Origin of the sequence: Tunturiibacter gelidiferens, assembly GCF_014201335.1 — a bacterium.
Taxonomy (GTDB): Bacteria; Acidobacteriota; Terriglobia; order Terriglobales; family Acidobacteriaceae; genus Edaphobacter; species Edaphobacter lichenicola_E.
On sequence record NZ_JACHEB010000006.1, the window covers coordinates 297,654 to 322,428 of the forward strand.

22 protein-coding genes and 2 tRNA genes are annotated in these 24,775 nt (G+C 54.9%); 12 read left to right on the forward strand and 12 right to left on the reverse strand.

Annotated features, from left to right (window positions below; translation table 11 throughout):
* Positions 1–2,123: 2,123 nt before the first annotated feature.
* Positions 2,124–3,035, forward strand: coding sequence for a hypothetical protein (locus tag HDF14_RS14465; RefSeq protein ID WP_183977889.1), 912 nt, complete (start codon positions 2,124–2,126; stop codon positions 3,033–3,035).
* Positions 3,036–3,699: 664 nt separating this feature from the next.
* On the opposite strand, the gene HDF14_RS14470 is transcribed toward HDF14_RS14465, so the two are convergent.
* Complete coding sequence (locus HDF14_RS14470) at positions 3,700–3,942, reverse strand: hypothetical protein (protein WP_183977891.1); 243 nt, start codon at positions 3,940–3,942, stop codon at positions 3,700–3,702.
* A gap of 118 nt (positions 3,943–4,060) precedes the next feature.
* On the opposite strand from HDF14_RS14470, the gene HDF14_RS14475 reads away from it, so the two are divergent.
* Both HDF14_RS14475 and HDF14_RS14480 read left to right on the forward strand, forming a co-directional pair.
* A complete protein-coding gene (locus HDF14_RS14475; RefSeq protein WP_183977893.1) occupies positions 4,061–5,212 on the forward strand; it encodes a DUF4062 domain-containing protein in 1,152 nt (383 codons plus the stop codon).
* Positions 5,213–7,010: 1,798 nt separating this feature from the next.
* The gene (locus tag HDF14_RS14480) at positions 7,011–7,343 is read left to right on the forward strand and encodes a hypothetical protein (protein WP_183977895.1); all 333 of its coding nucleotides are present in this window, start codon (positions 7,011–7,013) and stop codon (positions 7,341–7,343) included.
* Positions 7,344–7,659: 316 nt separating this feature from the next.
* Here the strand turns inward: HDF14_RS14480 and HDF14_RS14485 are convergent, their stop codons facing one another.
* The 4 genes from HDF14_RS14485 to HDF14_RS14500 all read right to left on the reverse strand — a co-directional run bounded on the left by HDF14_RS14485 (position 7,660) and on the right by HDF14_RS14500 (position 11,040).
* Complete coding sequence (locus tag HDF14_RS14485; protein WP_183977897.1) at positions 7,660–7,827, reverse strand: hypothetical protein; 168 nt, start codon at positions 7,825–7,827, stop codon at positions 7,660–7,662.
* 10 nt (positions 7,828–7,837) lie between these two features.
* Entirely contained in the window at positions 7,838–8,743 is a 906-nt protein-coding gene (locus tag HDF14_RS14490) for a hypothetical protein (protein ID WP_183977899.1), read from the reverse strand.
* Between the two features lie 1,249 nt (positions 8,744–9,992).
* Positions 9,993–10,178 carry a hypothetical protein gene (locus HDF14_RS14495; protein WP_183977901.1) on the reverse strand — a complete coding sequence of 62 codons (186 nt, stop codon included), beginning with the start codon at positions 10,176–10,178 and terminating at the stop codon, positions 9,993–9,995.
* Between the two features lie 211 nt (positions 10,179–10,389).
* Positions 10,390–11,040 carry a hypothetical protein gene (locus tag HDF14_RS14500; protein ID WP_183977903.1) on the reverse strand — a complete coding sequence of 217 codons (651 nt, stop codon included), beginning with the start codon at positions 11,038–11,040 and terminating at the stop codon, positions 10,390–10,392.
* A gap of 370 nt (positions 11,041–11,410) precedes the next feature.
* Here HDF14_RS14500 and HDF14_RS14505 point away from each other — a divergent pair, with 370 nt between their 5' ends.
* Complete coding sequence (locus HDF14_RS14505; protein WP_183977905.1) at positions 11,411–11,665, forward strand: helix-turn-helix domain-containing protein; 255 nt, start codon at positions 11,411–11,413, stop codon at positions 11,663–11,665.
* Between the two features lie 3 nt (positions 11,666–11,668).
* Here HDF14_RS14505 and HDF14_RS14510 read toward each other — a convergent pair whose 3' ends face one another.
* The 7 genes from HDF14_RS14510 to HDF14_RS14540 form a co-directional block, all read right to left on the reverse strand.
* A complete protein-coding gene (locus HDF14_RS14510) occupies positions 11,669–12,868 on the reverse strand; it encodes a tyrosine-type recombinase/integrase (protein WP_183977907.1) in 1,200 nt (399 codons plus the stop codon).
* A gap of 245 nt (positions 12,869–13,113) precedes the next feature.
* A complete protein-coding gene (locus tag HDF14_RS14515) occupies positions 13,114–14,721 on the reverse strand; it encodes an MFS transporter (protein ID WP_313899584.1) in 1,608 nt (535 codons plus the stop codon).
* 147 nt (positions 14,722–14,868) lie between these two features.
* A tRNA-Glu gene (locus HDF14_RS14520) sits at positions 14,869–14,945 on the reverse strand.
* A 28-nt stretch (positions 14,946–14,973) separates the two neighbouring features.
* Positions 14,974–15,050, reverse strand: a tRNA-Glu gene (locus HDF14_RS14525).
* A gap of 98 nt (positions 15,051–15,148) precedes the next feature.
* Positions 15,149–15,424, reverse strand: coding sequence for a DUF507 family protein (locus HDF14_RS14530; RefSeq protein WP_183977911.1), 276 nt, complete (start codon positions 15,422–15,424; stop codon positions 15,149–15,151).
* Complete coding sequence (locus HDF14_RS14535) at positions 15,421–15,699, reverse strand: DUF507 family protein (RefSeq protein ID WP_183977913.1); 279 nt, start codon at positions 15,697–15,699, stop codon at positions 15,421–15,423. The genes HDF14_RS14530 and HDF14_RS14535 overlap by 4 nt, the downstream gene beginning before the upstream one ends.
* Before the next feature lie 72 nt (positions 15,700–15,771).
* The gene (locus tag HDF14_RS14540) at positions 15,772–16,137 is read right to left on the reverse strand and encodes a (2Fe-2S) ferredoxin domain-containing protein (RefSeq protein WP_183977915.1); all 366 of its coding nucleotides are present in this window, start codon (positions 16,135–16,137) and stop codon (positions 15,772–15,774) included.
* Positions 16,138–16,233: 96 nt separating this feature from the next.
* On the opposite strand from HDF14_RS14540, the gene HDF14_RS14545 reads away from it, so the two are divergent.
* The 8 genes from HDF14_RS14545 (at position 16,234) to HDF14_RS14580 (ending at position 24,732) form a co-directional block, all read left to right on the forward strand.
* Positions 16,234–16,692, forward strand: coding sequence for a hypothetical protein (locus HDF14_RS14545; protein ID WP_179638109.1), 459 nt, complete (start codon positions 16,234–16,236; stop codon positions 16,690–16,692).
* 9 nt (positions 16,693–16,701) lie between these two features.
* Positions 16,702–18,522 carry a single-stranded-DNA-specific exonuclease RecJ gene (gene recJ, locus HDF14_RS14550; RefSeq protein WP_183977917.1) on the forward strand — a complete coding sequence of 607 codons (1,821 nt, stop codon included), beginning with the start codon at positions 16,702–16,704 and terminating at the stop codon, positions 18,520–18,522.
* Between the two features lie 94 nt (positions 18,523–18,616).
* Complete coding sequence (locus HDF14_RS14555) at positions 18,617–19,858, forward strand: efflux RND transporter periplasmic adaptor subunit (protein ID WP_260698284.1); 1,242 nt, start codon at positions 18,617–18,619, stop codon at positions 19,856–19,858.
* Between the two features lie 2 nt (positions 19,859–19,860).
* Complete coding sequence (locus tag HDF14_RS14560) at positions 19,861–20,871, forward strand: tetratricopeptide repeat protein (protein WP_183977919.1); 1,011 nt, start codon at positions 19,861–19,863, stop codon at positions 20,869–20,871.
* Between the two features lie 17 nt (positions 20,872–20,888).
* The gene (locus HDF14_RS14565; RefSeq protein ID WP_183977921.1) at positions 20,889–22,226 is read left to right on the forward strand and encodes a TolC family protein; all 1,338 of its coding nucleotides are present in this window, start codon (positions 20,889–20,891) and stop codon (positions 22,224–22,226) included.
* Positions 22,227–22,352: 126 nt separating this feature from the next.
* Entirely contained in the window at positions 22,353–23,840 is a 1,488-nt protein-coding gene (gene hpnJ, locus HDF14_RS14570; protein WP_183977930.1) for a hopanoid biosynthesis associated radical SAM protein HpnJ, read from the forward strand.
* Positions 23,841–23,929: 89 nt separating this feature from the next.
* A complete protein-coding gene (locus HDF14_RS14575; protein WP_183977932.1) occupies positions 23,930–24,349 on the forward strand; it encodes an EamA family transporter in 420 nt (139 codons plus the stop codon).
* Entirely contained in the window at positions 24,346–24,732 is a 387-nt protein-coding gene (locus HDF14_RS14580; RefSeq protein WP_183977934.1) for a hypothetical protein, read from the forward strand. The genes HDF14_RS14575 and HDF14_RS14580 overlap by 4 nt, the downstream gene beginning before the upstream one ends.
* Positions 24,733–24,775 lie beyond the last annotated feature (43 nt).

Sequence of the window (24,775 nt, forward strand, 5' to 3'; positions counted from 1 at the left end):
TGTAGAGGCAATCGCCGAAACACATGCCACCTCGCAAATACCCTGTTTAGACAAAAACTCGTTGTAGAAGACGCTCGTCCGCATCTCCTCTTCTGCCCAAAGCTCTTGACCTTGGATGACGATTCGCCCAGACGAGGCCAATCTGGGAAATCGTTTCGTCCATTCATCGACTGGTAGTAATGTGTCTCGTAGGACTCCGCACCTTCAACCATGCACTCGCCAACATTGGCCAGAATACGGTGACCTTCATTATCACGTAAGTGAGATATCAAAGCGGCTTTACTGATTCCGCTCATGTTCGTCAATTGGGATACGAATTTGCTCCAGCACTCTGGATAGAGAGGCGCAGAGTAAAGTGCGTTTAGGGCAGTGCTAAGGTTGCTGTCGGAGGTCACGAATTTTCCACCTCGCTAAAGATATCAATAGAGGCTGCCGGAGAAAGCCTAGCACTCAATTCGCGCACAAATCACTATCTTTCACCCGAACGGGTGAAGATCAGTGTTCTCGGTTAGCGTAGCTTCAATGATCATATTCGGTGCTTCATATCGCCTCGAATCCAATGACATCAGCGATGGAGGTGCCAGATCTCTTCGTGATCTTCGAACTACTTGTGAATCTGTTGTTCTATATTCCAACTGCTTATGAGGTAATTCTTATGCGAACTCGCGGAATCTACGTTGCGATTATGTGCCTGTTTTTCAGCGTCGGAGCTTATCCTCAAGCCCAAGTTTTGTACTGCAACACGGCACAAAACACAAGTTGCGAACAAGCGAATGCTGGCGGTCAGTGGACACTCTACAATCCCTACACATACAGGATCGTCGTGCACTTGACTCGTTTCGTCAATAACGGTTTGAAACAGATACATATTCTGAAGACGAAACCCTCAATGGAAAGGAGACTAAATTTCTACTTTGTCAAAACGGCCAACCGCCAGTCAACTATCAGGTGAACAGCGTGAGCAAAGGATAAAAGGCAGATACCTGAAGCGAATCCTTCGCCTGATGCTGTGGTCATTGTGTCGGTCGCACTGACCAAAGTCGCACTCTCCTCTACTGTCTACGATCTCATATGTCGGGCTGTAATCTGAATGGCACGGAGGGCGACACTGTTGCCTAGTAATGGGAGTGGTCCAGGATTGGATGTCACTAAGACGCTCTATGGGTTTCTCGAAGCCGTTACTACCTAAGAGGGACTGCGCAGTCGGAGTCTACCTGTCCACGGTGGAATGACGGACGGACCCTGCCTCGCGGGCGCGTAGATGGAATTTGCTTTCATCGCACCGGTACACGTAGTGCTAATTTGCGGCTACCTCCACGTGACGTCGGAGAAGCTCGCGTCCTTGATGACGCAAACGACCCCTGTCAACGGTCCTTAGGCATATCAGCATGAATCTTCTAGGGTGGTCGAACTGCAACCAACTACCACTGGATGGGGTAGAAGAAATATGTGCGGAGAGAGACCGAAATCGTGTTTTGACGACTTTAGTGGCAACTTAGGCGACATTTGATCCGGAATTTCATCAAAAAACGATCCCCGAGTATAGTGACTCTAATTGAATTCGTACAAAATATGTGAATTAGGTAAGGTCAATGGCTGTTGGCGTTGACTCACCTGCCAATTGCGCAGCTCTCGTCCGGTACGACTAATTACTCTTGCTAGCTCCTATTCTTCATCGTCAAATGCGACCAAATCCGACCTGATCGGATCCAAGTCGCACCTTACCCGTGCATTCTTCGCGATGGTTGTAGCGGGGCGACGCTTGATCTTAAGGCCGACTACTTCGACGGATTTGATGACTATTGGTTCCTAAACGGTCTGACCTTCAGAGGATACGATCATCTGCGGATCGCCATCGCGCGTAGCTCAAGCAATAAGCAGCCAGCGACGCAGAAGTCGACACCACGGAGCATATCGAGTGAGGCCACGTCAGCGACGACGCACTTCCATTCGATTTTAGCAGTGACCGTCAGCACGTCGGACAACAGGTGCTTCAGCGAACTAGGATCGCGGTTGTGAGTGTTCGCTTAGACGGGTTGCCGTTAAGGACCCGGAGTACTGTCGGTTGTGGGGCTGGGCCAGGCATTTATGACCTATTTCGTCGTGCAGTAAACTTAGTAGACATGCTTCTTCAAGAGCTTATTGATCTAGCCAGCGACCACACGAAGCCCATCGCTACCTTGCTCCGCAAGTGCGTTATTCTTGCCCATCGAATTGGAAACGCCAGGCTTAAGGAATGGGCGAACAACGAGCTCAACGGCTACCCAAATAGGGATGACGTTCCTGAATATCGGATTACAGCCGGCCCAGCTAAAGGTAACTTTTCTGGTGCCATGAATGCGTCGTGGTCAGGCTTTCCAATTCCCTCACATTTGTTGGAGGAGGACCACAAACGTTTCGCGCGCACAGTAGAGCTCACCCAGGCAATAAGTGCCTACGAAGATCTCCTACACCATCGAAGCACGGACGATGGCACAATGACGATACCTTGGCCTCAAAACCTTGCGCTTTACTATCAAACGAAGTTAAAGAACAGCAGACACATGGTGCTGATATCCGCTTACCAAGAGATTCCGAGGTCCGCTATTGTTGAACTCATCGACACCATCCGAACGAGGGTCTTAAATCTAGCTTTAGAAATCCAGACCGAAGTTGGCGAAGAGGATGGAGATCTCAAGTCCCTGAGCCATGCAGCTGAACAGAAGGTTGATCAGACAATCGTCAATAACATCTACGGGGGCCAAGTCTACGTTTCATCGGGACGTTCGACAATAAATGTGAGTCAACAAGGCCTCACACCAGGCGATTGGAATCAGCTGCAAGAACTGCTGCTGAGTTCAGGTGTCAGCAAAGCCGAGGTTCATGAACTGTCAACTGTAATAAAACAGGATGACGCACCTATGGGAGCTGGAGCTTCTGGATGGATCAAGCGAACCGGCCCTAAGGTGTTGAGCGGCGGGATTAAGATGGGAGCTACCATCGGGCAGACGCTACTTACTGCCTACTTAAAGCAATACTGGGGCCTCGACTCGTAAATTCCTATTTAGCGGGAATATGCGCGTGACGAGCGTGTGGTTCTCCAACCCGTTGTGGTGAAACAAGCATCCCCCTACCCCTCGGGTTTCTACTGATACACCATGTCTAATGGCGCATCGTCATCGACCGTGGTCTTGACGATCTTCCCGTTGGAGCTAATGCGTCTTTGCGAACGGTGTCTTCGTTGAGCACCTTGCTGTACAAGACAGGATGCGTGCAGTCGACTATGACTGCGCGGGCGTGATGATCGTGAACGAGATAAAACTCGGCAACGAAGTGAAGCCCGCTTGTGTGGCCGCGCTCCACCGCTCTGATACGACCATGAAGGTCGTATACGGGGTGACCCGTTACAGGACACATAGATGATGCTGGTACGGTGCAGACTGCATTCGTTGGGATCGGCTTGTGACCAACCACAGTCGTTGGAACCTGTAGCAGTAACTCATCACCGTTAATGACCTAAGACACTTTTCTCATGCTGATTCCTTCTCTAGTTCCACATGACATCCAGTGCGTACGCTGAATACTTTCTCAAGCACTAGTCTGAGATGCGTGTGTGTGGTGATCTTGAGGAGATGATGTACAGCTGTCGCCGCCGTCACTCTTGATTTGGTCTTCAAGCAGTGTTGGCAGGGGTGGCAGTCACGACTGAGCGCCTGTGCCTTATACGACACCAATCACTTGAATATCCTCTGGAGCTGCTTGAGCCAAGCCGGCGTTCGCGGTGGACGGTCTCGATACGAGCTCTGCATCGGAGATCAACTGGGATAGCTCAACCCTGAGTGAAGGTGTCAGCTGATTGGCTGTCGTCAACAGTTTGAAGACGTCGGTTCCAACTTGAGATAGATCTTCTACGCCGGTGATGATTTTATTACCTACGTATTCAGCAGTGGACTTCTGGCTCATAGTGTCTTCTTCCGCCGGCGTCGGCTGTGACGGAGCGTTGCTCACGGTAGTTTTTCGACATCACCCCTGTTGGGAATTGGAGGTAAGGTGCGGTTATAACTATATACAGGAGAACGAAATGAGCTTCGACGCCAAGGTCCTAAGAGTGATGATTGCATCACCGGGGGACGTGCAAGACGAAAGACGAATTGCCACTGAAGTTATTAACGAATGGAATGGGATACACGCGGGGAATCGCGGCATTGTACTGCTACCAGTGAAATGGGAGACTCACACGACTCCCCAGATGGGAGCCCCTCCACAAGTATTGGTCAACAAGCAGATATTGGACGATGCCGATATCCTAATCGGCATCTTTGGTATCCGGCTTGGAACTCCTACTACCTCGTACACGAGCGGGACAGTAGAGGAGATTACACTTCACGCCGATAGACAAAAGACGGTTAAGTTGTATTTCTCGAACGCTCCGCTACCTCGGGGCTACGATCAGGCCCAATACGCGGCCCTCGAAATCTTCCGTAAGGAATGCCAGCAGAAAGGCCTGTACCATCCTTACGATAGCATCGTTGAATTTGAGAAGGACTTTAGACGTCACTTAGAGCTGGAGCTTAATGATCCGCTATACCGCACTGCGACGGTCGCGCAAGTTCCAACGAATGTCAGGCCAGTAGCTGGCCTACCTGATCTGACCGAAGAGGCGGCGGAGATGCTTAAGGACGCTGTTGCATCGGGTGGCGACATCTTGGTAAGCGATAGGATTGGCAGGAACTACATCTCGGCCGGCGGGAAGCTCTACGGCGACAAAGAACTTTCTCCGAAGAGCCTGGCCATTTGGAAAACGGCATTGAGTCAGTTGGAGAAGCTTGGGTATGTTGAGTCTGTTTCGCAGTCAATTCGAAGAGTAACCGGATCAGGATATAGGGTCGACGAACTCCTGAGCGGAGATGTCATTCCGACGGAAGAGCGTGCCATTCCTCGACTATCGAACGACGCACAAACACTGTTGGTCGCTGCTTCCTTGGATGAGCACGGAAGCGTCCTAGAGACGGAGATGAACGGTTTGTATGACCTTATCAGTAATGGGCAGGGATACGTCACTAACCGCAGTGCTAGAGAACGAGCTCGCTGGAAGGCCGCTTTAGACGAATTACAGAAAGAGAATCTATTTAGTGAAAAAGAAGGAGACATCTACAGGATTTCTTCAAGGGGCTTTGATGTAGTCGCTAGGATTGCTCAGCAAGACGTAAAAGGGTTGCAGGAAATTCTTTGATCCTCGATGCGCTCTATTTGAGAGCTTTAACCTGCACGCCAATCATGCCGACGGCTGGTCGCGGAGCGCTTCAAGGTATCGACGTGTTTGGCGACCTTTATTCAGTGGCCGCCGGGCCCGTCATGCCGGATCTTTTGCTGCTCACTTTTACTGATGCGTTTCAAGCTGCGTTTCGTAACGCGGCCCTCCGGAATTTTGCAAGTTTGTTCTTGAGAGCTGCACTGGTGACTCAAAGCTGTCCAGCGATCTCAGCCATGTTGAATCCGGCCAGGAGCTTATGAGCCACCTGCTGGATGCCGTCTGGGAGTTGAGAAGTATCGACGTAGGTTGATTCCTGACTCACAGGTTGGGAGTTCTCGTCGAACTCCTATGTGTGATCTGAGCTGGATCGGTAATGCTCGAGTCGTGTTCTCTTGATGATGGCTCGCACCCATCGGCTGAATGCCGTCTCATCAGCTCGTGAAAGTGAATTTGGGGTGAGGTTGTTAGCACGTCTGTCTTCTCGCCAGACGATCGTCTAAAATCTGTGATCATGCAAACCCTCCCCAAGACCGCGACTCCTGAAGCGATACACGCGCCTGAAACACCTGAGGACCACCACCCTGGTGAATACCGCCAGCTTGAGATAGGACATACTCTAATGAATTCTTTAGGACGTTGACTCTCACGCAGGGCAGGGTTGGTACTACGAGGACGAGAAGCGAACGATTCATCCACAAGTTCAGCTTGAAGAACACTTCGAAACTATCGAGAAAGCGGAGGCGTTTTATAAGATCCAGCTCCAATACTTGAAATCAATGGGTTATCTTCATTCGTTTATGCCGTACTACTATGCACCCGACAGGGGCTCCGAGTATGAACTTCTTACTCCTTGAAGCCGGTGGTGATGCAGAAAGACACGCATTTAGCGGGTCTCTACTTTCGTGGGATTGACGGCGGTGTTGGGTTCAGATCTAACTCTGGGTTATGACACCCCTCACAACCACCAATCGCTAAACCCGTGTTGAGAATCACGGAAGCCAAGCAGACTGACACGCCGGTAGCGAATGCTGCTCAGTCCGGTCCGCCGCTGCGCCGCTTGATATTGGTTAAACGGTGATCCTTTTTCGCACGCCGGACATGGCTCCATTGTCCCGGGTTGTCCTGTGACAGATACTTGACGCTATGGCAAGACAACGACCTGTTGCTGTTTGCACCGCTTGCGGCCAGTTCTCCTACAACATGAACCTCATCGGTGTACAGTGCGGTCAAAAACTCGGTGGGAAGCGTGGCACAGGCAGCAACAGCGGTGCTCTCAACCTGACGGACTGGAAGCCATGCAGCGAATGCGCTGGAGAGGGCTGTGTGGCTTGCAGAGACTCAGGCTGGACGTTCGTCCGGTGATAGGCGTCTAACGACGCCTGCTTCTATCACGCCACGAAGGTATCCGGAGAGAAGCAGCAGCAGCCACCTTACGGCGCGGAGGATTAGCCCGGCGTGGGTGCTCTGAGACTGAAAACGTCTTCTTTCCGGCTTCGGTGGTCGTGGTCTTCATTGGTAAAAAGCTGATGCCACATACCCTGCACTGAACAGTGCCGTCCGGCTCGTCCTTCCCGTACACTTTCTGCCCACTGCCGGGGCAACGCTCCATATTCGGTTTTGTCATGAACCACCGCCTTCCTTGATTCATCGAATCACGAAAGGCTCCTTGGCACCTAGCTAATCCTGCATTCATCGCTCCTTTCCTGCGATTGAAACGCTTCGTGATGCACCTGGTGACGTTATTTTTATGCCTTCTGTACGGTGGTACTCTGACCGGATGTTGAGCGACCTGTCCCTGAAAAATATGATGCGTGCTGAAGAGATGCATCAGTGCATTGCGGATGAGTTGGGAGGAGTTCATGGAGCCGACGATCGCCTGTTCCTGTTTACGGCCTTTGTCTCCGTGGTCATGTCCCACCATGAGGCGATATTGACCCTGCTGAAAAACGAAAGACTGGCAAGGTCTGCTCTGGCACTGTTTCGTCCTCTCTTAGAAGCTGCTTACAGAGGGCTGTTTGCAGGCTTTTTGGCCAGTTCTCGGGAACTGGAAGTGATCAACGATGGGTACACCTTATGGAACCTGGAAAGACTTAGCGGCATCTCTGGATGACACGTTCCAAAACGACGGGTCTTCACTCAATACAGCGGGACCACATGGAAAACACTCTGTGGTTACACTCACACGGGTATAGAACAACTGGGCAAACGAATCAAACCCGATGGCAGAGTCGAATCGTCCTACGAAGAGGACGAGATCAATGACCTTATAAACAGTTCAACCGTAGCTGTCATGATGACTGCTATGCCGTTTTTGGAAGTTATCAGAGGTCCTGGGGGTTCGGACGTGGCTCGCTCGGCGTTCAAGCGTCTCTACCCGGTACCAGGACCTGATCCTGGTACGTCACCAGTCTGAGGACTACCAGGTCTTAGTCGCCAATGTCCTCACATAGCTTCTTCAGTACTGAAGGTGGTAGAGACATGAGCAACTTTGCGAGCCCAACACCATTGATCTTGTCGGGGTGGAAGTAGGTTCCGCGTGCTGCCTTCTCAGGTGTGACCTTCGACGGCTTCATAATGATCAGCTTACGTGGCATGTGAATCCTTCTATGCAGCGAGAGCGTATATTGAGATCCCGGCGACTATGTCCTGGCTACCCATGGGTGGGAAGAAGTACTTGCCGCTCATCTTGGCTGCTGGTGATCTCTTTCGCTTGACCAAGGGGGTGTCAATCGAAGAGATCTTGTTCTTGTAGCGCCTGCGACGTCCAGCTCGACCGCTCTCCGTCTGTTTGATGACTTCGATGAACTGTATGACTGAGGATCCGAAGATTGATGCGGCGAACTCTTCAGGTAGTGCGCGTACGACATCAACCGCCCATCCGAAATAACTGTACTCGCCGCAGGTAGAGTACTCAGCTATGGTCAGCTCGCCCCAGTAGCGGCCTTCCTCGTACCAGTCCCAAGGCTGAGCCTCGAGACCGCCTGTGGCCTGTTCCACTACATCGCGGATCATTGATCTACCTTCTTTGATGATGGTCTTGATCGCCGACTTACGCGACTCAGGCATCGCAACCCAAGCTGCAATCGCCTCCGCCTTCTCGGCGGCTTTACGCTTGCGGGCGATTCCGCAGATGGTCATCGTTTCCGCATGATTGAGTTCAAACTTTGCCATCGCAGCCTTGACACCGCGGACGTTTGCCAGCAGATAGATTTCATTCTGGATATTTATTTGCTTTCGTGTCAGACGTGAGTACTTGTCCTTGCAGGCGTGGTCGAGAGTGGATTTTGTAATCCCCCACTTCGAAAGAGTAGCTGTTATTCCAATGGAGGTTCGGTCGTCGTAGATCTTGCGCAGATCTCTGGCGGATATCTTGTTCACCTGACGAGCCTGGTAGTCTCTTTTCTCTTTATCCTCCAGGCACCAGCATGACTTCACATCACCATCGCGTAGTTCGGTAAATCGGCAGAGCCCGAATCCGGTTTTGCAGACGGCACATGCGAAACAAACCATCGAATCTCTTTTTATCTTTGGACTTACCACGAATGCATCGACACGAGGTCTGACCCAGCTCGGCACCTGAAATAGGGCAACGCCACCCGCATACTGGGTCGCCTGAGCGATAGCGTTCTCTATCTCCCGATTTCTCTTGAAGGGCTTGCTCGATTTGCCGACGTTTGCCATTGGGTAGATAGTCTCTCGGAACGTCCACTGAGCCAAAATGTCCCGGTCCTTCTGTTTATGTAGTTGATCAAGAACTCGAAGCGCCATTAACCTGGCTGGCTCGTAATCTGAGAACCAAGATCCCTGATCCTCAACCCCCTGAGTGGGAATCCGGCCTCCAGCCGTTCCCAGCTCGCAAACCATCAGGAAGCCGATCTCCTGGGTTTGGCATGGTGGGAAAATTGGGGGAGGATGCGGCAGAATAGTGAAGCGTTATTCGCACCCGCACCAAATTAGATGCTTTTTGCGATTCACAGAAGCAACCTATTTTCGAAATACTCTCCACAACGTCTTGAATAATTCCGCAATCAGGACAGAGACCAGTCCAACCCTTGGCTCGTATCTCATCACTCAACTTAAGCAGATCACAGTCTCAAGTATGGGAGTCCGCTTACGGCGGATCCCACCTCATGAGTTCTCTCGGGTAGGGGCTACCCCTACTTGCGGTCAAGCGCTGGCTGTCAGGGATAACTTGGCGTAAACATACGTGGCTCATCAGACTATTTATGGTTCGAAGAACCCGAATCCGCCGCTCAATCTTCACGCAGATGTCGGTTGCCATCCCTAAACCATGTCTGTATGCTGCGGCTTACACGTAAGCTGTGGCTTACATCGAGAAGAAGGAATGCGCCTCATCAAAAGCCTGTACTTCTGGCTGGTACTAGGAACGGTCGCGTTCGTAGCATTTGCGGCTTGGTCGTCATCAGTCCAGGTGTCCCAGCACGACCGGGAGTCAAGAGAAGAAGAGGGCGAGTCCAGCGATCGGGTGCCACCGTTTGCGGCTGGATTTGCGACAGCCGCAATCGTTGGCGGTTTTTGGTTCGCGGTGTACCACCAAATGCATCCCAAGTCACGAGACGTAAGGGACACATATAAAGAAGAGGACTGACGTACGAGTCTTGTGGCACGAGTTCTGAGTAGCCCTAGCGTTTGATGAATCAGGTATGTTTATGCCTAAGTTCCTGTATACGTTTCTATATCGACAGGTGACAGTTGGAGGGATTCCGCTAGTAGGGGATCCCCAAGTAGACCAACTCAACTACCAGATATGCTCATGGGTTCCACTGTCACGTACCGTCACGCTCACGCCCGGGAATCGAATCACCTTCCCGCTGCCCGTCGGCTGCTGAACGGCCGTCATGCGGTGGATCAGATCTACTCGCCTAGCCTCGAGTTCATCGATTGTCTGGTCTATCACTTCGAGTTCATCATCAAGAGTAATCATGACTCGAGATTAACATCGGACCGACCTCAGTGCCGTAGTTTGTTGATTTAGGCGGGGCCTGCCCTGATGGGCAAGCCGACGAGGTGCCTTCGAAGTCTCATGTTAAGTGATATGTGCTAAGTCTGAGCCCTAGTTCGGATTACGCCACGGCCGGCTCGTATCCCCTACCTCAACTAAAACAGATCTCAATCTCGGTGAAGAGGGAGTCCGCTTACCGCGGATCCCGACTATAGCTACCTGGATTTGATGGCTCGATTTCTTTCACCCAAATCACCTCACACTCGTAATCTTCATAGATTGCCCGAGCGGTTTCTTGACTGAAGGCCAAAACTCGAGATGTCTTCACATCCGGGGTCCGCCCGTCCTCACGTTCTTGCCATACTCTCGCGTCAAGGCATACCTCCCATTGACGAAGCGGACACTTCGCTGGCCTATATCGCTGCACAAAATGCCACAGTTCACCATAGTTAAAGGTTTCGTTCAGGAAAAAGATGTTGATAATCCCAGACCAGTCCGGGTCAAGTTCCGCAACCGCGATGCGGTGTAATTCCTCCCAATCGGCATTCCAATACGGACCCGGAGATTCGGTTAGTTGAAGCTTCTCAATGATCCACTTTTCATCGCGTGCGCGTTCCCTCTGCCGAGACTCCATGTTTATTTGTTTCGCGACGGCCTCCCAATCCTCATTCGGCATGCGCCTCTCTAGGAGAGATTTGAATTTCTCCAATTCGCCGGGGCCTGCCGGAAAGCCAAGTGCATGTTCAACGAGCATGATGATCGCGTCTTCGTAGGGAACGGAGTGATTTCCGAGGCTATATCCGTGATCACCGCTACACAGCCAGCGGTCATCCTGAAAACGCATTAGCTTTCTCAGCAATGGACACCTCTTCTGCCTTTCTGAACCGGATGCCGGAATTTCCATAAGCAGCCGAATCTTATCGAGCCAAGATAGGGTTGCTCTCGTGGACAAGCCCTATTTTATGTTCACCGTACAAGATGTTCCTGAACTGGTAGGTGATACGTGCAAGGGTCTGGTTATTTAGTTTGAGTCATCGTGAAGCCCGTGATGTTAGAGGGCTCGGTGAAGACGTTCGAAAGTCGAGCGGCTATTTGCATATCCCGATAGCCTACCACCCGAGTCGTACACCCTTGGACATCTACCGCGGATGGCTGGGAGGACATGCTTTGGTTCACGAGAACCTAGAGACAGAATAGAAACAGGAGACAACAACATGAGCAAGATCACACCCTTCTGCCGGACTTTCCCCGATGCCAGTGACCACCATGCGCCTTGCTCGGTCGCCACGACGATCGAGCGTCACCGTGGGATGCTTACCGCCAAGCAGCTTGCTCCCCTTCTCGGCGAATCAGTGAAGACCCTCTACAACCGTGTGAAGCGCGGTGGCCAGCCTGCGGTCCTGATAGGCGGCGCGGTCAAGTTTGACCCTTACGAGACCGCCGCCTGGTTGCGCTCGCGGTCGGCCTAGCGGTTAGCGCCACTTGATCGAGTCAACCTTGGCTTGCATCACCTCAGTACCGGCAGGACGCAGGTATCGCATTACTGATGCAATATCAGCATGGCCAGACAAAGCCATCACCGTGCGCAAGTCGAGCCCATTCCGGAGCAAGGTCGTGATGTAGTTTGCCCGGAACTTGTGCAGGAACCATACCTCGCACTCCTTGCTGGAGACGCAGCCGTCGCAGTTGCCACAATTCAGCCCGGCCTTCTTTGCTAGAGCCTTCAGGCGACGAAGCAGGTGACCATCTGGTTCGTCCACTTCCCCACCACGCTTGCCGAACACGAGACGGTGACTAAGGTTCTTCTCCTGGTACTCGCGCAGCTCCTTTACGAGCTCCGCGGTGAGTGGCATCTCGCGCTCCTCTGAATCTTTAATCTTGTGGTTGTAGCGGGGCTTTGACCTTACTTGCAATGTCCTTCGCTCGAAGCTAAGGTCGATCCACTCAAGGTGCATCGCTTCCCTCTCCCGGAGGCCAGTCTTGAGCAGAAGATCGAAGAACAGGCGGTCATAGTCGGTAGCCAACGCTTTGAAGAAAGCTTTCAACTCCTTAGTCTCGTAGATCTCCGGCATCGTCTTCTCAAACTTAGGAGACTTCCCTGCCACCGCCTTCACGTCGAGCCCCAGATAGATGATGAACGCGCGGAGGTTCATGTGTCGGTTATAGACCGTCCGGTCGGACAGACCTCGCTTCCGCATCTCTCCGTGAAACTTGATGACGTCTTCATGGGTGAGTTCATCTGCGTAGGTCTTCTTCCAGGTAGACAGGAATTCTTCGAGAGTCCGCTGGTAGATCTCAGCAGCCTCCGTCGACTTACGATCGAGCGCAGCCTGGACGAACACACGATAGGAATCCCGCAAAGGGATCCGCATCGGATCTTTGACGACCTTTACCCCAGCATCCCCTGCGATGGCGACGGCGGTCGCTATCTTTTGCGCGTTCTTGAAAGCATCCAAAGCGTGGGTGGCGTTGCCTTCAACCCTGGTCCACTTCGTCTTCGAACCTTCGAACGATCGGAGTTCGTAATGGCCGGTAGGATAGGCAACTTCGACGCCGCCGACTAGCACCACGTCAGGCTTCACTTTGCCGTTCGCTGACATACATGCCGGGTAGCGCTTCCATCCTTCAGGTGTCTTGCACTTGCGATAGAGCGTCAGCTTTTTATTCGCCATCGATCGTTGTATGTCCTCTACGGTTATGGTACCATAACCGTACCATAGGTAAATCAAATGTGATTTAATTGGATATTTCAGTATTTTAGGAGAATCCCTGTCTCTCCGCCACTTCATCGGTTAAGCCTCCTAGAATTAACTAAATCCAGCAAAATCAGCGAATTGGATGAGCCACCCTCAGTCCGCAGTCTACAAGCTGGCAAAAGACCTTCCCATCAGATACACCGGGTAGCCTTTCTCAGACACTACGTTTCTTTCGAGTGTGTATAGATCAGGTGACGCGTGACTATATCTTTGGCGAGATAACTCAGCATACGGCGCTCCAATTCAGTGTCCGCTCGGGTGAGCCGCTCATGTTGGCGCAGATGTTCCGCCCACGAATTCACCAGCATTACCTCCAGATAGCGGTCCGCAACTTCGATATCGTGAAAGACTCCCCAGCTATACGCACCGTCCCGACGTCGTATCCGACCATACTGATGGATCGCGTCCACGAATTCCGCATTTCGTTCTGGAATAACAGCGTATTCGACCGTAACCAGCACGGGTCCCTGCTCAAAGTCATTGTCTCCAACTACCAGAGGCATACGCCAGTGGTTCCAGGGACTCAGGTCCGCAGGCGCGTCAGGAAACCGTGCGAAAAGCGCGAGCACAGTAGTCGCGATTGTTCCAATCCCGGCTGAGACGAGAGCAATCCCGACGCCCGCTCTCTGCGCGACAGCGCCCCAAACCACGCTCCCAAGAGCGAAGCTTCCCTGAAAAACTAGAATGAAGACTGCAAGCACTCGTGCCCGTACCCACTCTGGCGCCAGGTTCTGTACCAGAGTGTTGATCAGAGAAATAAAAAGGATCCATGCCGCGCCGCCAATCAGCATGACGGGAGCGAGTGTGCTCAACCGGTGAAAACCACTGGTCATTGCAATCGCAGCCCCGAGGATCACTACTCCCGACGAGAGAATAACCTCCGTGGACCATCTGGCACGGGCCGGCTGCATGGCCAAAGCACCTAAAACTGCGCCAAGCCCAAAGCATCCGAGCAAGAGTCCATAGCCTATCGCGCTCTTATTGACGCTGTGAGCAACAGTTGGCAACAACGCAAAGAGCGCGCTTGCGAAAAATGTGACCACTCCAGTCCGAACCACGACGGTGAGAATTGCGGGCGAGTAACGGACATAGCGAATGGCGGCAACCGTGGCTCCTGTGAACGTCTCCGGTGGCGTGGTCAGCTTGCGAACAGGCCTCTTCCACTTCGCTACAACCAGAATGACCCCGAAAAATGCTACGAAGTTTGTCACAAATGCCGCGGCGACACCGGTGACGGCTATGACGACACCGGCGAGCGCGGGTCCAACAGCTCGGGCAAGATTGAATTCGATCCCATTCAGTGCGGACGCTGCCGCGAGGTCCTCCTTAGGCACCAATTCAGGCAGGATTGCGCGCCACGATGGGGTTTCGAATGCCTCCCCCGCCGACAGCGCAAACGTCAATACCAACAACAACCAAGGAGACATAAATCCGCCAATGGTTAGCACGCAGAGGATGAGTGCCACGCTCGCCATCCACACTTCGGCGGCGAGAATCAGCTTGCGGCGGTCCACGATATCTCCAGCGGAACCGGCGGGGAGTGATAGCAGAAAATAAGGCAGAGACGAAGCGGTTTGCGTGAGCGCGACGTAAATCGGCCCAGCATGGAGTGACACCATCAGCCACCCAGCTCCAACAGTCTGCATGAACGCGCCGATATCGGAGACGACATTCGCAGCCAACAGATTGCGGAAGGTTGGCACGCGCAACGGTCGCCACAAGCTCGACGCCCCCGTTGGGACCGACCTCTTTTCAGCGATATCTGTCACTTGGCTGTGCCCCGGTTCTTACTAACCATCGGTCCGAGCCAGGCTGGCGACTCCAGCATTAAGATACAACTGACTGCACATAAGCACATCAGACCAGGTATATCTGAGCCCTTTTGCCACTTCCCTGTTTCTAAGTTGTTGATAGTTTGGTAGCGCCACCGGGGCTCGAACCCGGACTCTCAGCCTTGAAAGGGCCGCGTGTTAACCAGTTACACCATGGCGCCAAAACACTAAGTTGCAGAAGGAAAGGACTGGTAGCGTCAACGGGGATCGAACCCGTACTCTCCGCCTTGAGAGGGCGGCGTGTTAACCAGTTACACCATGACGCCAGAAACCAAACAGGAGAGGCATTTCTCCACTGCGATAAACAAATTATATCAGCTAATAACGCCGCTGACTGCCTTGCGCCGCTCTGAAAAAGAAGCTCTTACAACCCGAGCTTCTTCACCTCATCGTTGTAGTACTTGCGGTACAGGATGTCCCACTCCTGCGACCCTTCCACGATGATCTTCCGCTGCGAAGCGATCTTCTGCCGAGCCGCCGCATCGATCTTCGTCTCATCCGTCAGCAGCTTCTCGAGCGCCTTCCGAGCCTCCTGCCGGATCGTGTTCCGATCCTCCAGAAAATCAACCTCAGGAATCTCTGCCAGAGTATCGGCGACCGTATGAGCCAGCTTATTCAGTTTGTCGCGAGAGATTCTCACAGCACCGCCTTATACTTGCGGGCGAGCTCGTTCTTCACCTTTTTGAACATCTCCGGATAGCTCGCGCCCGTCTTCCGCATATCGTCTTGGAAGGCTTCGAGAATCACCCGAACTTCATCATTGATCCGGTCTTCCAGCGCCAGTTCATCCACCATCCCGGTAGTGACGCGTTCGTTGACCAAGGCCGGCTTGTCGGTGTGGATCATCTTCTCCGCGACCAAATGTTTCACAGTCTGGCGCGCCAGGTATCCAACGTAATCTTTTGAAAAAATCATTTGACTTTCCTTCGAATATACCACGCAACTCGACGCATCCACCTTCTATTCATCACTTACGTCGGCGCTTTGTCACTTACGTTTTTCCATCGGTTTATGCGGGCAACGCTCCGTATTCAGGCACGTATCCGCCAGCCGCAACCGCTCCAGCGGTCGTCCATGCACAAGATGTTCGTTCACAATCTCGTCCACGTCTTTCACGTGAACAAACCCATACCAGACAGCGTCCGGGTACACCACCACAACAGGCCCATGCTCGCACTGGTCCAGGCAACCCAGTTCGTTAGCGCGGACCTGTCCCTTCAACCCGGCCTCCTTCACGGCATCCTTGAAAGCCGATTTCAGCTTCCCGCTGTTCTCCCGGCTGCAGCTTGGTCGAGCGGCGTTCTCGTCCCGCTCGTTGGTACAAATAAAAACGTGATGCCTGAACTTTGCCAATCCTGAATTCCCTTTCTCTCACACATCCCTTTGCCAGGCGCGCAACCCCGTCTTTCCTGTGCGATACACCGGCGTTTCTGAGACAATACTTATCGAATGCAACCTGACAATCTTATCTCGCTTAAAGACGACATGGTGGCCTTCATCGCCGGCCACGGCATGCGTCGCCTCAACGCTTACGTCACGGAAGACGTCCCCACCGTTATCTTCGAAGAAGAAAACCCCGATGGATGGAAGGACTTCGTCGAGCACGCCAAGGCAGCGGGCTCCCCGTTTGTCACGATGAGCGAAGTTATCCTCGAAAAGGCCGATGTTGCCATCCTGCTCGATCAGCTTCGCGACCAGACTTTTCCTGACGACAACTCCGAAGAGATCGACGACGCCGAATACCTCGTCAACCACGTCGGCAAAGTCGGCTACCTTCAGCTCGGATTCGCCCATCAGGGCGTCATGTTCATCTTCGAAGTCGCCACCGACTGGTACGACAGCTTCCAGAACCTGATGGAAACCGTCACCGACCTCGGCGGCATCGTAGTCGACGACAGCGACGAGTAGATCAAGACAATGTCCACCGCCCAGATTGGGCCGCCGCCATGGATTACACGCTCAGCAGACGATACCGCCGCCCGGCATCTCGCTGAGAATCTACGCTGCCCGAAAGCCATCGCCAAGCTCCTCGTCTCCCGTGGTCTCTCCGATCCCGCAGCCGCCCGAACCTTCTTCACTCCCTCTCTCGATGACCTCATCGATCCCATGCTCATGCTCGGCATGGATATCGCCGTCGCTCGTATCCAGCAAGCAGTTCGCACCAGCGAACCCATCCTCATCTATGGCGACTATGACGTTGACGGCACCACCGCTACCGTTCTCCTCAAGACTGCCATCGAGCGCATCGCCTCAAAAGAGACCCCCGCCAAAGTCACCTATCACGTTCCGCATCGAATCCGCGAGGGCTACGGCATGCAGACCGGCGTCCTCGGTGAAGCCGCTGCCTCAGGCATCCGTCTCGTCATCAGCGTCGACACCGGCATCCGCGCCTTCGCAGCAGCAGAAGAAGCCAAAGCCCTCGGCATGGACCTCATCGTCACCGACCATCACCTCCCCGACGGTGTTATCGGTATCCCCCACGCCGTCGCAGTCTTGAATCCAGCCCAGGAAAACTGCCCCTACCCGTTCAAGTCTCTTTGCGGTGCAGCAGTCGCCTTCAAACTGGCACACGCGCTTCTGCTCGCCGCTACCGAGACTGAAGAGCAACGAGCAAAGTTGAAGCGTGGCCTGATCCCCTCATTTTTAAAGCTTGTTGCCATCGCCACAATCGCCGACTCGGTGCCTCTCGAAGGCGAAAATCGCGTCATCGCCGCACTTGGCCTCAAAGAACTCCGAAACCCGGTCCAGCCTGGCCTCCGCGCCCTCATGCAAATAGCGCAGATCCCCATCAACCGCCCTCCGACCGCAACTGAAGTAGGCTTTCGACTCGCACCTCGCATCAACGCTGCGGGCCGCATGGACATCGCCAGCGACGTTGTAGAGCTTTTCCTCACCAAAGACCCCGCCCGCGCCACCGACCTCGCAGAAAAGCTCAACCGCCTCAACGACGACCGCCGCGCCACCGAAGCAAAAGCCCTCGAAGCCATCGAACTCCAACTGGCAGCTCTACGAGAAAACCTCGGAGACTTCCCCGCTGGATGCATCATCCTCGACGACCCCGAGTGGCATCGAGGCGTCCTCGGCATCCTCGCCTCCCGCGTAGTCGACCGCACCGGCAGGCCCGCAATCGTGATGACGCACGAAGACGGCCACGCCCACGGGTCCGGCCGATCTATCGCAGGATTCCATCTGCTGGAAGCTCTGAGCGCCGTCCATGAACCGGTCACCCCGTCAGACGCTCCCCTCTTCTCACGCTTCGGCGGCCACGCTCATGCTGTCGGCTTCTCCATGCCCTCCAACCAGACCCAGCTTCTGCGGGAACGAATGCAGCTGTACGGCTCCTCAAAACTTACCGAAGAGATCATGACGCCTCCCCTTGAGTGCGATGCTGAACTTCTCTTCAGCGATCTCACCCAGGATTTCTACGATTGGCTCACCCGTTGCGAACCCTTCGGCATCAGCAACCGCGAACCTGTCTTCCTCACCCGCAGCCTCAACCTCACCGCTCCCGTACGCTTCATCAAAGAAAAACACATCTGCCTGCAGCTTCAACCTCCCGGCGAAACCATTCGCTTCAGTGCACTTGGATGGAGTCGCATCACCGATTGGCCTGCCCGATGCGCTGAAATGGCCCTCAGCAACGGCGCCCTGGTCGATGTCGCCTACAGATTGAAGGCCAAAACCAACCCCCAATTCCCCGGTCTGGAGCTGGAGCTAGTCGATCTCCGGCTCTCGTGACCAGGTCCATCGCGGGCGTTAACTACCTTATACTCAAAAGTTTCTGGTCCAATCTGACCTTGTGCAGCGTCTTATATACTGAACCTTCGACCTGATGCCTACTACTGAGACAAGACGGCTAAATCCCGCAATGCTGTGGGGCATCTTCTTTGGAATTATCGCTATCGGTTTCATCATCGTACGCTCGACCACACGTGATCTGGTCACTGTTCGCGTTGCTGTCGTTGACCATCAGAACATCCTCACCTCGGTATCGACCAGCGGCAAGGTTGAGCCCATCGACGAGTTTCCTGCCTACGCACCCGCTCCCGGTGTCGTAGCAAAGGTGTACGTCGAAGTAGGCCAGAAGGTAAAAGCAGGCGAGCTTCTTCTCAAATTGGACGACGCCGACGCAGTCGCCAAAATCGCTACAGCAAACGCCGCCGTACACACTGCCGAAGCCACCATCCACGACATCGATCAGGGTGGATCGCAAGATGAGCGCATCGGCTTCTCCGGCGATCTCAGCCGCGCACAGCAGCAGCAGCAACAAGCCGCAAAAGACCTCGCAGCCCTCCAAGCGCTCCAGCAAAAAGGAGCCGCCTCCGCCAGCGAGGTCGCCTCCGCCGAACAGCGGCTGCTAACCGCCGAAAGCTCCGCCAAAGGCCTTCAGACACGCAGCACTCAGCGTTATAGCACCACGGACCGCGCCCGTGCCGAAGCCCAGCTCGCCGATGCACGCGCCGCCCTCGCCGCCGCACAAGCGGCCTACGCCAACGACAATATCCGCGCACCCTTCCCTGGTACCGTCTACTCCATTCCCGTATCCAACTATGACTTCGTCCCCGCCGGCGAAAATCTGCTCGACATGGCCGACCTCAACCGAATTCAGATTCGCGCCTACTTTGACGAGCCCGAGATCGGTAAACTCGCAGTCGGCCAGGCGGTCAAAATCGCCTGGGATGCAAAGCCCACCCAGACCTGGCACGGCCACATCACCCGCGCACCGACCACCGTCATCACCTACGGCACACGCAACGTAGGCGAGTGCATCATCGCCGTCGACGACGCCAAAGGCGACCTCCTGCCCAACACCAACGTCGTCGTTACCGTCACCATCTCGCAGCGCTTCAACGTCCTCAGCGTTCCCCGCGAGGCCCTTCACACCGAAGGCGGAGACTTCGTCTTCCGCGTCGTCAATAACAGACTCGTCCGCACTCCCGTACAGGTGGGCGTGGGAGTCAATCTCACTCGCGTCGAAATCCTCAGCGGCCTCACCGAGAAAGACACGGTCGCCCTCAACGCCGTCAACAACCGTGAACTCACTAATGGGCTCCCCGTCAAAATAGTCGAGTAGCCATGTTCCTTTTTACCCACCCGTTTCGTCTTCACCTCGCGTTATTATTCGCTCTCCTCTTCACCACTCATCTTCTCGCCGCCGACGAAACCCAGGCCAATGCCCTGCTCCAACAGGGACGCGTTGACGAGGCTGCCGCCATGCTTCAGGAGCTCCTCAGTAACGAACCCGGCAACGCTCAGGCCCATCAGCTCTACTGCCGTGTCTACTACGCGCAGAGCAAGACCGACGCTGCCATCCATGAGTGTGAACTCGCCGTCGCCAACGCACCCAACGAGAGCGACAATCACATGTGGCTCGCCCGTGCCTACGGACACAAAGCAGCTCACGCCAGCCCCTTCTCTGCACTTAGCCTCGCCGTTAAAGTCCATAACGAATTCGAGCGCGCCGTCCAACTCGATCCGGAAAATTTTCGAGCCATGAGCGACCTCGGCGAATACTACGTCGCAGCCCCTTCCATAATTGGCGGCGGACTGGATCGAGCGCAAAGCCTCGCCGCCAGAATGCAGCCCAAATTCCCCGCTCAATCACACCGTCTTTTAGCCCTGGTCGCCGAAAAGAAAAAAGACCCCGCCGCCGCTGAAGCCGAGTATCTCGCTGCCGTCGATACAGGTAAAACACCCGAAGCCTACATCAACCTCGGCGACTTCTACCGGCGTGAAAATCAGCCGGACAAGATGCTCGACGCCCTCCGATCCGCTGTTGCCGCCGACCGGAGCAAGGGACCTCCCCTCGTCGATGCAGCAAGCACCCTCACAGAGGCCCACAACTCTCCTCAGCTCGCAATCAGCCTTCTTCGCACGTATCTGGCGTCCTCTGCAAAGACCGACGGCGCCCCCGCCTTCAAAGTTCATCTCCAGTTAGGTTGTCTCCTCGCACAGGACGGAGACGCCGCCGGAGCGCATCGCGAATACCTCGCAGCAACAGCCCTCGCATCGAACTATGTACCGGCCCTCAAAGCATTGCAGGGATCGCAGACAAAAGGCGATACCATGAGTTCTAACCAGCACTAAGGAATCTCTCAGCAAGTATGATCCGTCTTCGTCGCCAATTGATCGCGTGCTCTGCCCTGGCCTGTGCGGTAACACCCGCCATCGCGCAGATTTCGTTTACCAGCGCGGTCACTTTGGCTCTAAAGAACAGCCCCAAGGTGAAGACAGCCCAGGCGGACGTGGACAAAGCGAGAGCGACGATGGAGGAGTTGAGAGACGCCTACATCCCAAACGTTGTCGGCGCCTCTTCCATCGGCCCTCCTTCCTATGGATTCCCCCTCGGTCAACCCTCCATCTACAATCTCAACTCGCAGTCCCTTGTCTACAGTTCCCCACAACGCGACTACATCCGCGCCGCGAAGGCATCGCTCGAAGCATCCGCTCTATCCCTGAAGGACGTTCGTGAGTCCGTCGCCGAAGACACCGCCATCACCTATCTGGCTCTCAACCGCGACCTCCAACGTCAGGCCGTCCTCCACGAGCAACAGGGCTTTGCCGACCATCTAGTCGCCATCGTCCAGGACCGTCTCGCCGCCGGCCAGGACACATCCATCGATCTGACATCCGCCCGCCTCACCGCCGCGCAGATTCACCTCGCCCGCCTGCGTATGGACGATGACGCCATCGCAGATCAGGCGCACCTTGCTCGTCTTCTCGGTCTGCCCGCACAAGGCCTCGGCACCTCTATCAGCAGTGTCCCGCCCATCGTCACCGTGAATCCCGGCGATCTACCTTCGAGCACGGCACCCACCATCAATCCAGCCGTCGCGTCAGCATACGCGCTCGCCGATTCGAAGCGTGAGATCGCATTCGCCGAAAACCGCTACATCATGCGCCCGCAGATCACCCTTGATGCGCAATACAGCCGCTTCGCAAAGTTCAATAACCTCCAGGATTACTACTTCCGCTTCCAGCAAAACAACGCTGCCATCGGCATACAAATCACGCTTCCCTTCTTCGATGCCGCTCGTAAAGCGAAGGCACGCGGGGCCGACGCCGACGCAGCCCACGCCCTACACGACGCCGACTCCATTCGCGACCAGTTTTTAGATATCCGACTTAAAGCTCAACACGCTGCTTCCGAGCTTGCCGTCAGAGCCGAGATCGCAACCCTCGACCAGCAGATCGCTCAGCAAAACCTCGATGCCCTCTTGGTCCAACTGAATACAGGCAATGGAAACTCGGCCACCGCCCAGATGACCCCCAAAGACGAGCAGACCTCGCGCATCGCTGAACGGGAGAGGTTCCTTGCAGTCCTCAACGCCAACTTCGAGCTACAACAGGCTCAGATCAGTCTCATGAGACAATCTGGCGATTTGGAGGACTGGCTCTCCGCTGTCTTTCAGGCACAGCCCGTGCCCCCTGCTAAGCACTAGCAAAAAACACCTATCTTTTTTGTAATGAATCGTCTAGCCAGCTCGCGCATCGTCGAAGGTACCTCTCAGGAAACTCCAGAAAAGCCACTTAACCACTTAACTGAATGGTAAAATCAAGATATTATTATGCCGCTAAAAACGCTCTTTCTGAACCCGCCCTCCTTCGAGAAATTTGACGGTGGCGCCAGCTCCCGCTGGCCCGCAACCCGCGAGATCGAGTCCTACTGGTATCCCGTCTGGCTCACCTATCCCGCCGGCATGCTCGAAGGTTCCCGTCTCGTCGACGCACCGCCCCACCACATCAAGTGGCAGGAAGTCGTCGAAATCCTCAAGGATTACGAGTTCCTCGTGCTCTTCACCAGCACCATGGGCTGGGACGGCGACCAGAAGATGGCCGAAGTCATCAAGCAGACCTACCCCAGCATCAAGATCGCCTTCGTCGGTCCTCCGGTGACCACCTCCCCCGACAAGGCTCTCAACGAGTGCCCCGCCATCGACTTCATCTGCCGCCGCGAGTTCGACTTCTCCGTCGTCGAATACGCCAACGGCAAGCCGCTCAACGAAATCCTCGGCGTCAGCTACAAGGACAAGGCCACCGGCAAGATCCTCCACAACCCCGACCGTGCGCAGGTCACTCCTGAGCAGCTCGACGAGATGCCCTGGGCCACGGAGATCTACCACCGCGATCTCGACGTCACCAAATACAGCGTCCCGTTCCTCCTGCACCCCTACGTCTCCCTCTATTCCACCCGCGGATGCCCCGCTCAGTGCACCTTCTGCCTCTGGCCTCAGACTCTCTCCGGCCATGCCTGGCGCAAGCGGTCCACCGATGATGTAGCAGCCGAGATGAAGCAGGCCAAAGAGCTCTTCCCCCACGTCAAGGAGTTCTTCTTCGACGACGACACCTTCAACATTCAGAAGGCCCGCACCATCGAGCTCTGCGAAAAGCTGAAGCCACTCGGCCTCACCTGGTCCTGCACCTCGCGCGTCACCACCGACTACGACACCCTCAAGGCCATGAAAGAAGCGGGCTGCCGCCTCCTCATCGTGGGCTATGAGTCCGGTGACCCTCAAATCCTCAAGAACATCAAAAAGGGTGCCACCGTTCAGCGTGCGCTCGACTTCACCCGCGACTGCCACAAGCTCGGCCTCGTCATCCACGGAGACTTCATCCTCGGCCTCCCCGGCGAAACCCGCGAGTCGATCCGCAACACCATCGACTTCGCAAAGCAGCTCGACTGCGAGACCATTCAGGTCTCCATCGCTCACGCCTTCCCCGGCACCGAGTTCTTCGACTACGCCAAGGAGAACGGCTTCATCACCAACGAAGCCATGAGCGATGAGGGTGGCCACCAGATGGCTCACATCGAGTACCCCGGTCTCCCCGTCGAGTACGTCATGGAGATGGTGCACAAGTTTTATGACGAATATTACTTCCGCCCCAAGGCTGCCTTCCGCGTAGTCTGGCAGGCTATCGTCAACCGCGACGTGCCACGTCTCTACACCGAAGCAAAGTCTTTCATGAGCCTTCGTTCCAAGCGCAATAAAGCCGTCCGCGCCGTCAAGGAAGCCAACGCCGCCAAGGCGCAGGAATCCGTCAGCATGAACGCGTAACCATCCAGTGCTTAAAGCATCTAAAAGCGGTCAGCATGCAGATGCTGGCCGCTTTCTCTTAGCCTTATCACCTGAACGGATCGACACGTATGCAACACACCCTCACCCCCCGCCGCTGGCTCGTCCTCATCGCCGTCATGCTTGGCGCCTCCATAGGCGACGCTCTCCTCGGCATCGGCATGAAGCAGCTAGGCCCTGTCTCCATCCACCACCTCAGCGCGCTATTCTTCGCCCTCAAAAGCCCCTGGATCATCTCCGGCATCATCGTCCTGCTCGGCTTCATGGCCTGCTACATGACAGCCCTCAGCTGGGCGGACATCACCTTCGTCCTGCCAGCCACCGCCTTCGGCAACGTCATCGTCGCCCTCCTCTCCCGCTTCTGGCTGCACGAATACGTCTCCCGCTCACGCTGGCTCGGTGTCGCACTCATTGTCATCGGTGTAGGCTTTGTAGCCAACGGCCCCTCCCGCACCGAGCACGCCTCCGTAGAAGTCGAGGCCCTCCCATGAACCCCAACACCCTCCACACCTGGGCCACCATCGCTGCCGTCGTCATCACCGCCACCGCCGGCGACATCCTCATCGCAGGCGGCATGCGCAAGCTCGGCGACCTGGACAACATACGCGCGAAATCCGGTCTCCTCGGTGCGATTAAAGCTGTCCTCTCGAGCGGCATGTTCCTTGCCGGCATCACCTGCATGGCGTTGAGCTTCTTCTCGCTCCTATTCGCGCTCTCCGGAGCGGATCTCAGCCTCATCGCCCCCGCAACGGCCTCTCTCACCTTCATCACCACCGCCGCAGCCGCGAAGTTTTTCCTCAAAGAAAACGTAGACACCCGCCGTTGGATCGCCGCGCTCTTCGTCTGCGCCGGCGTGGCCCTACTAGCAAAATAGCTTTTCTAAAAACAAGCAAAGTAGTATGCCGATTCCGACCAAC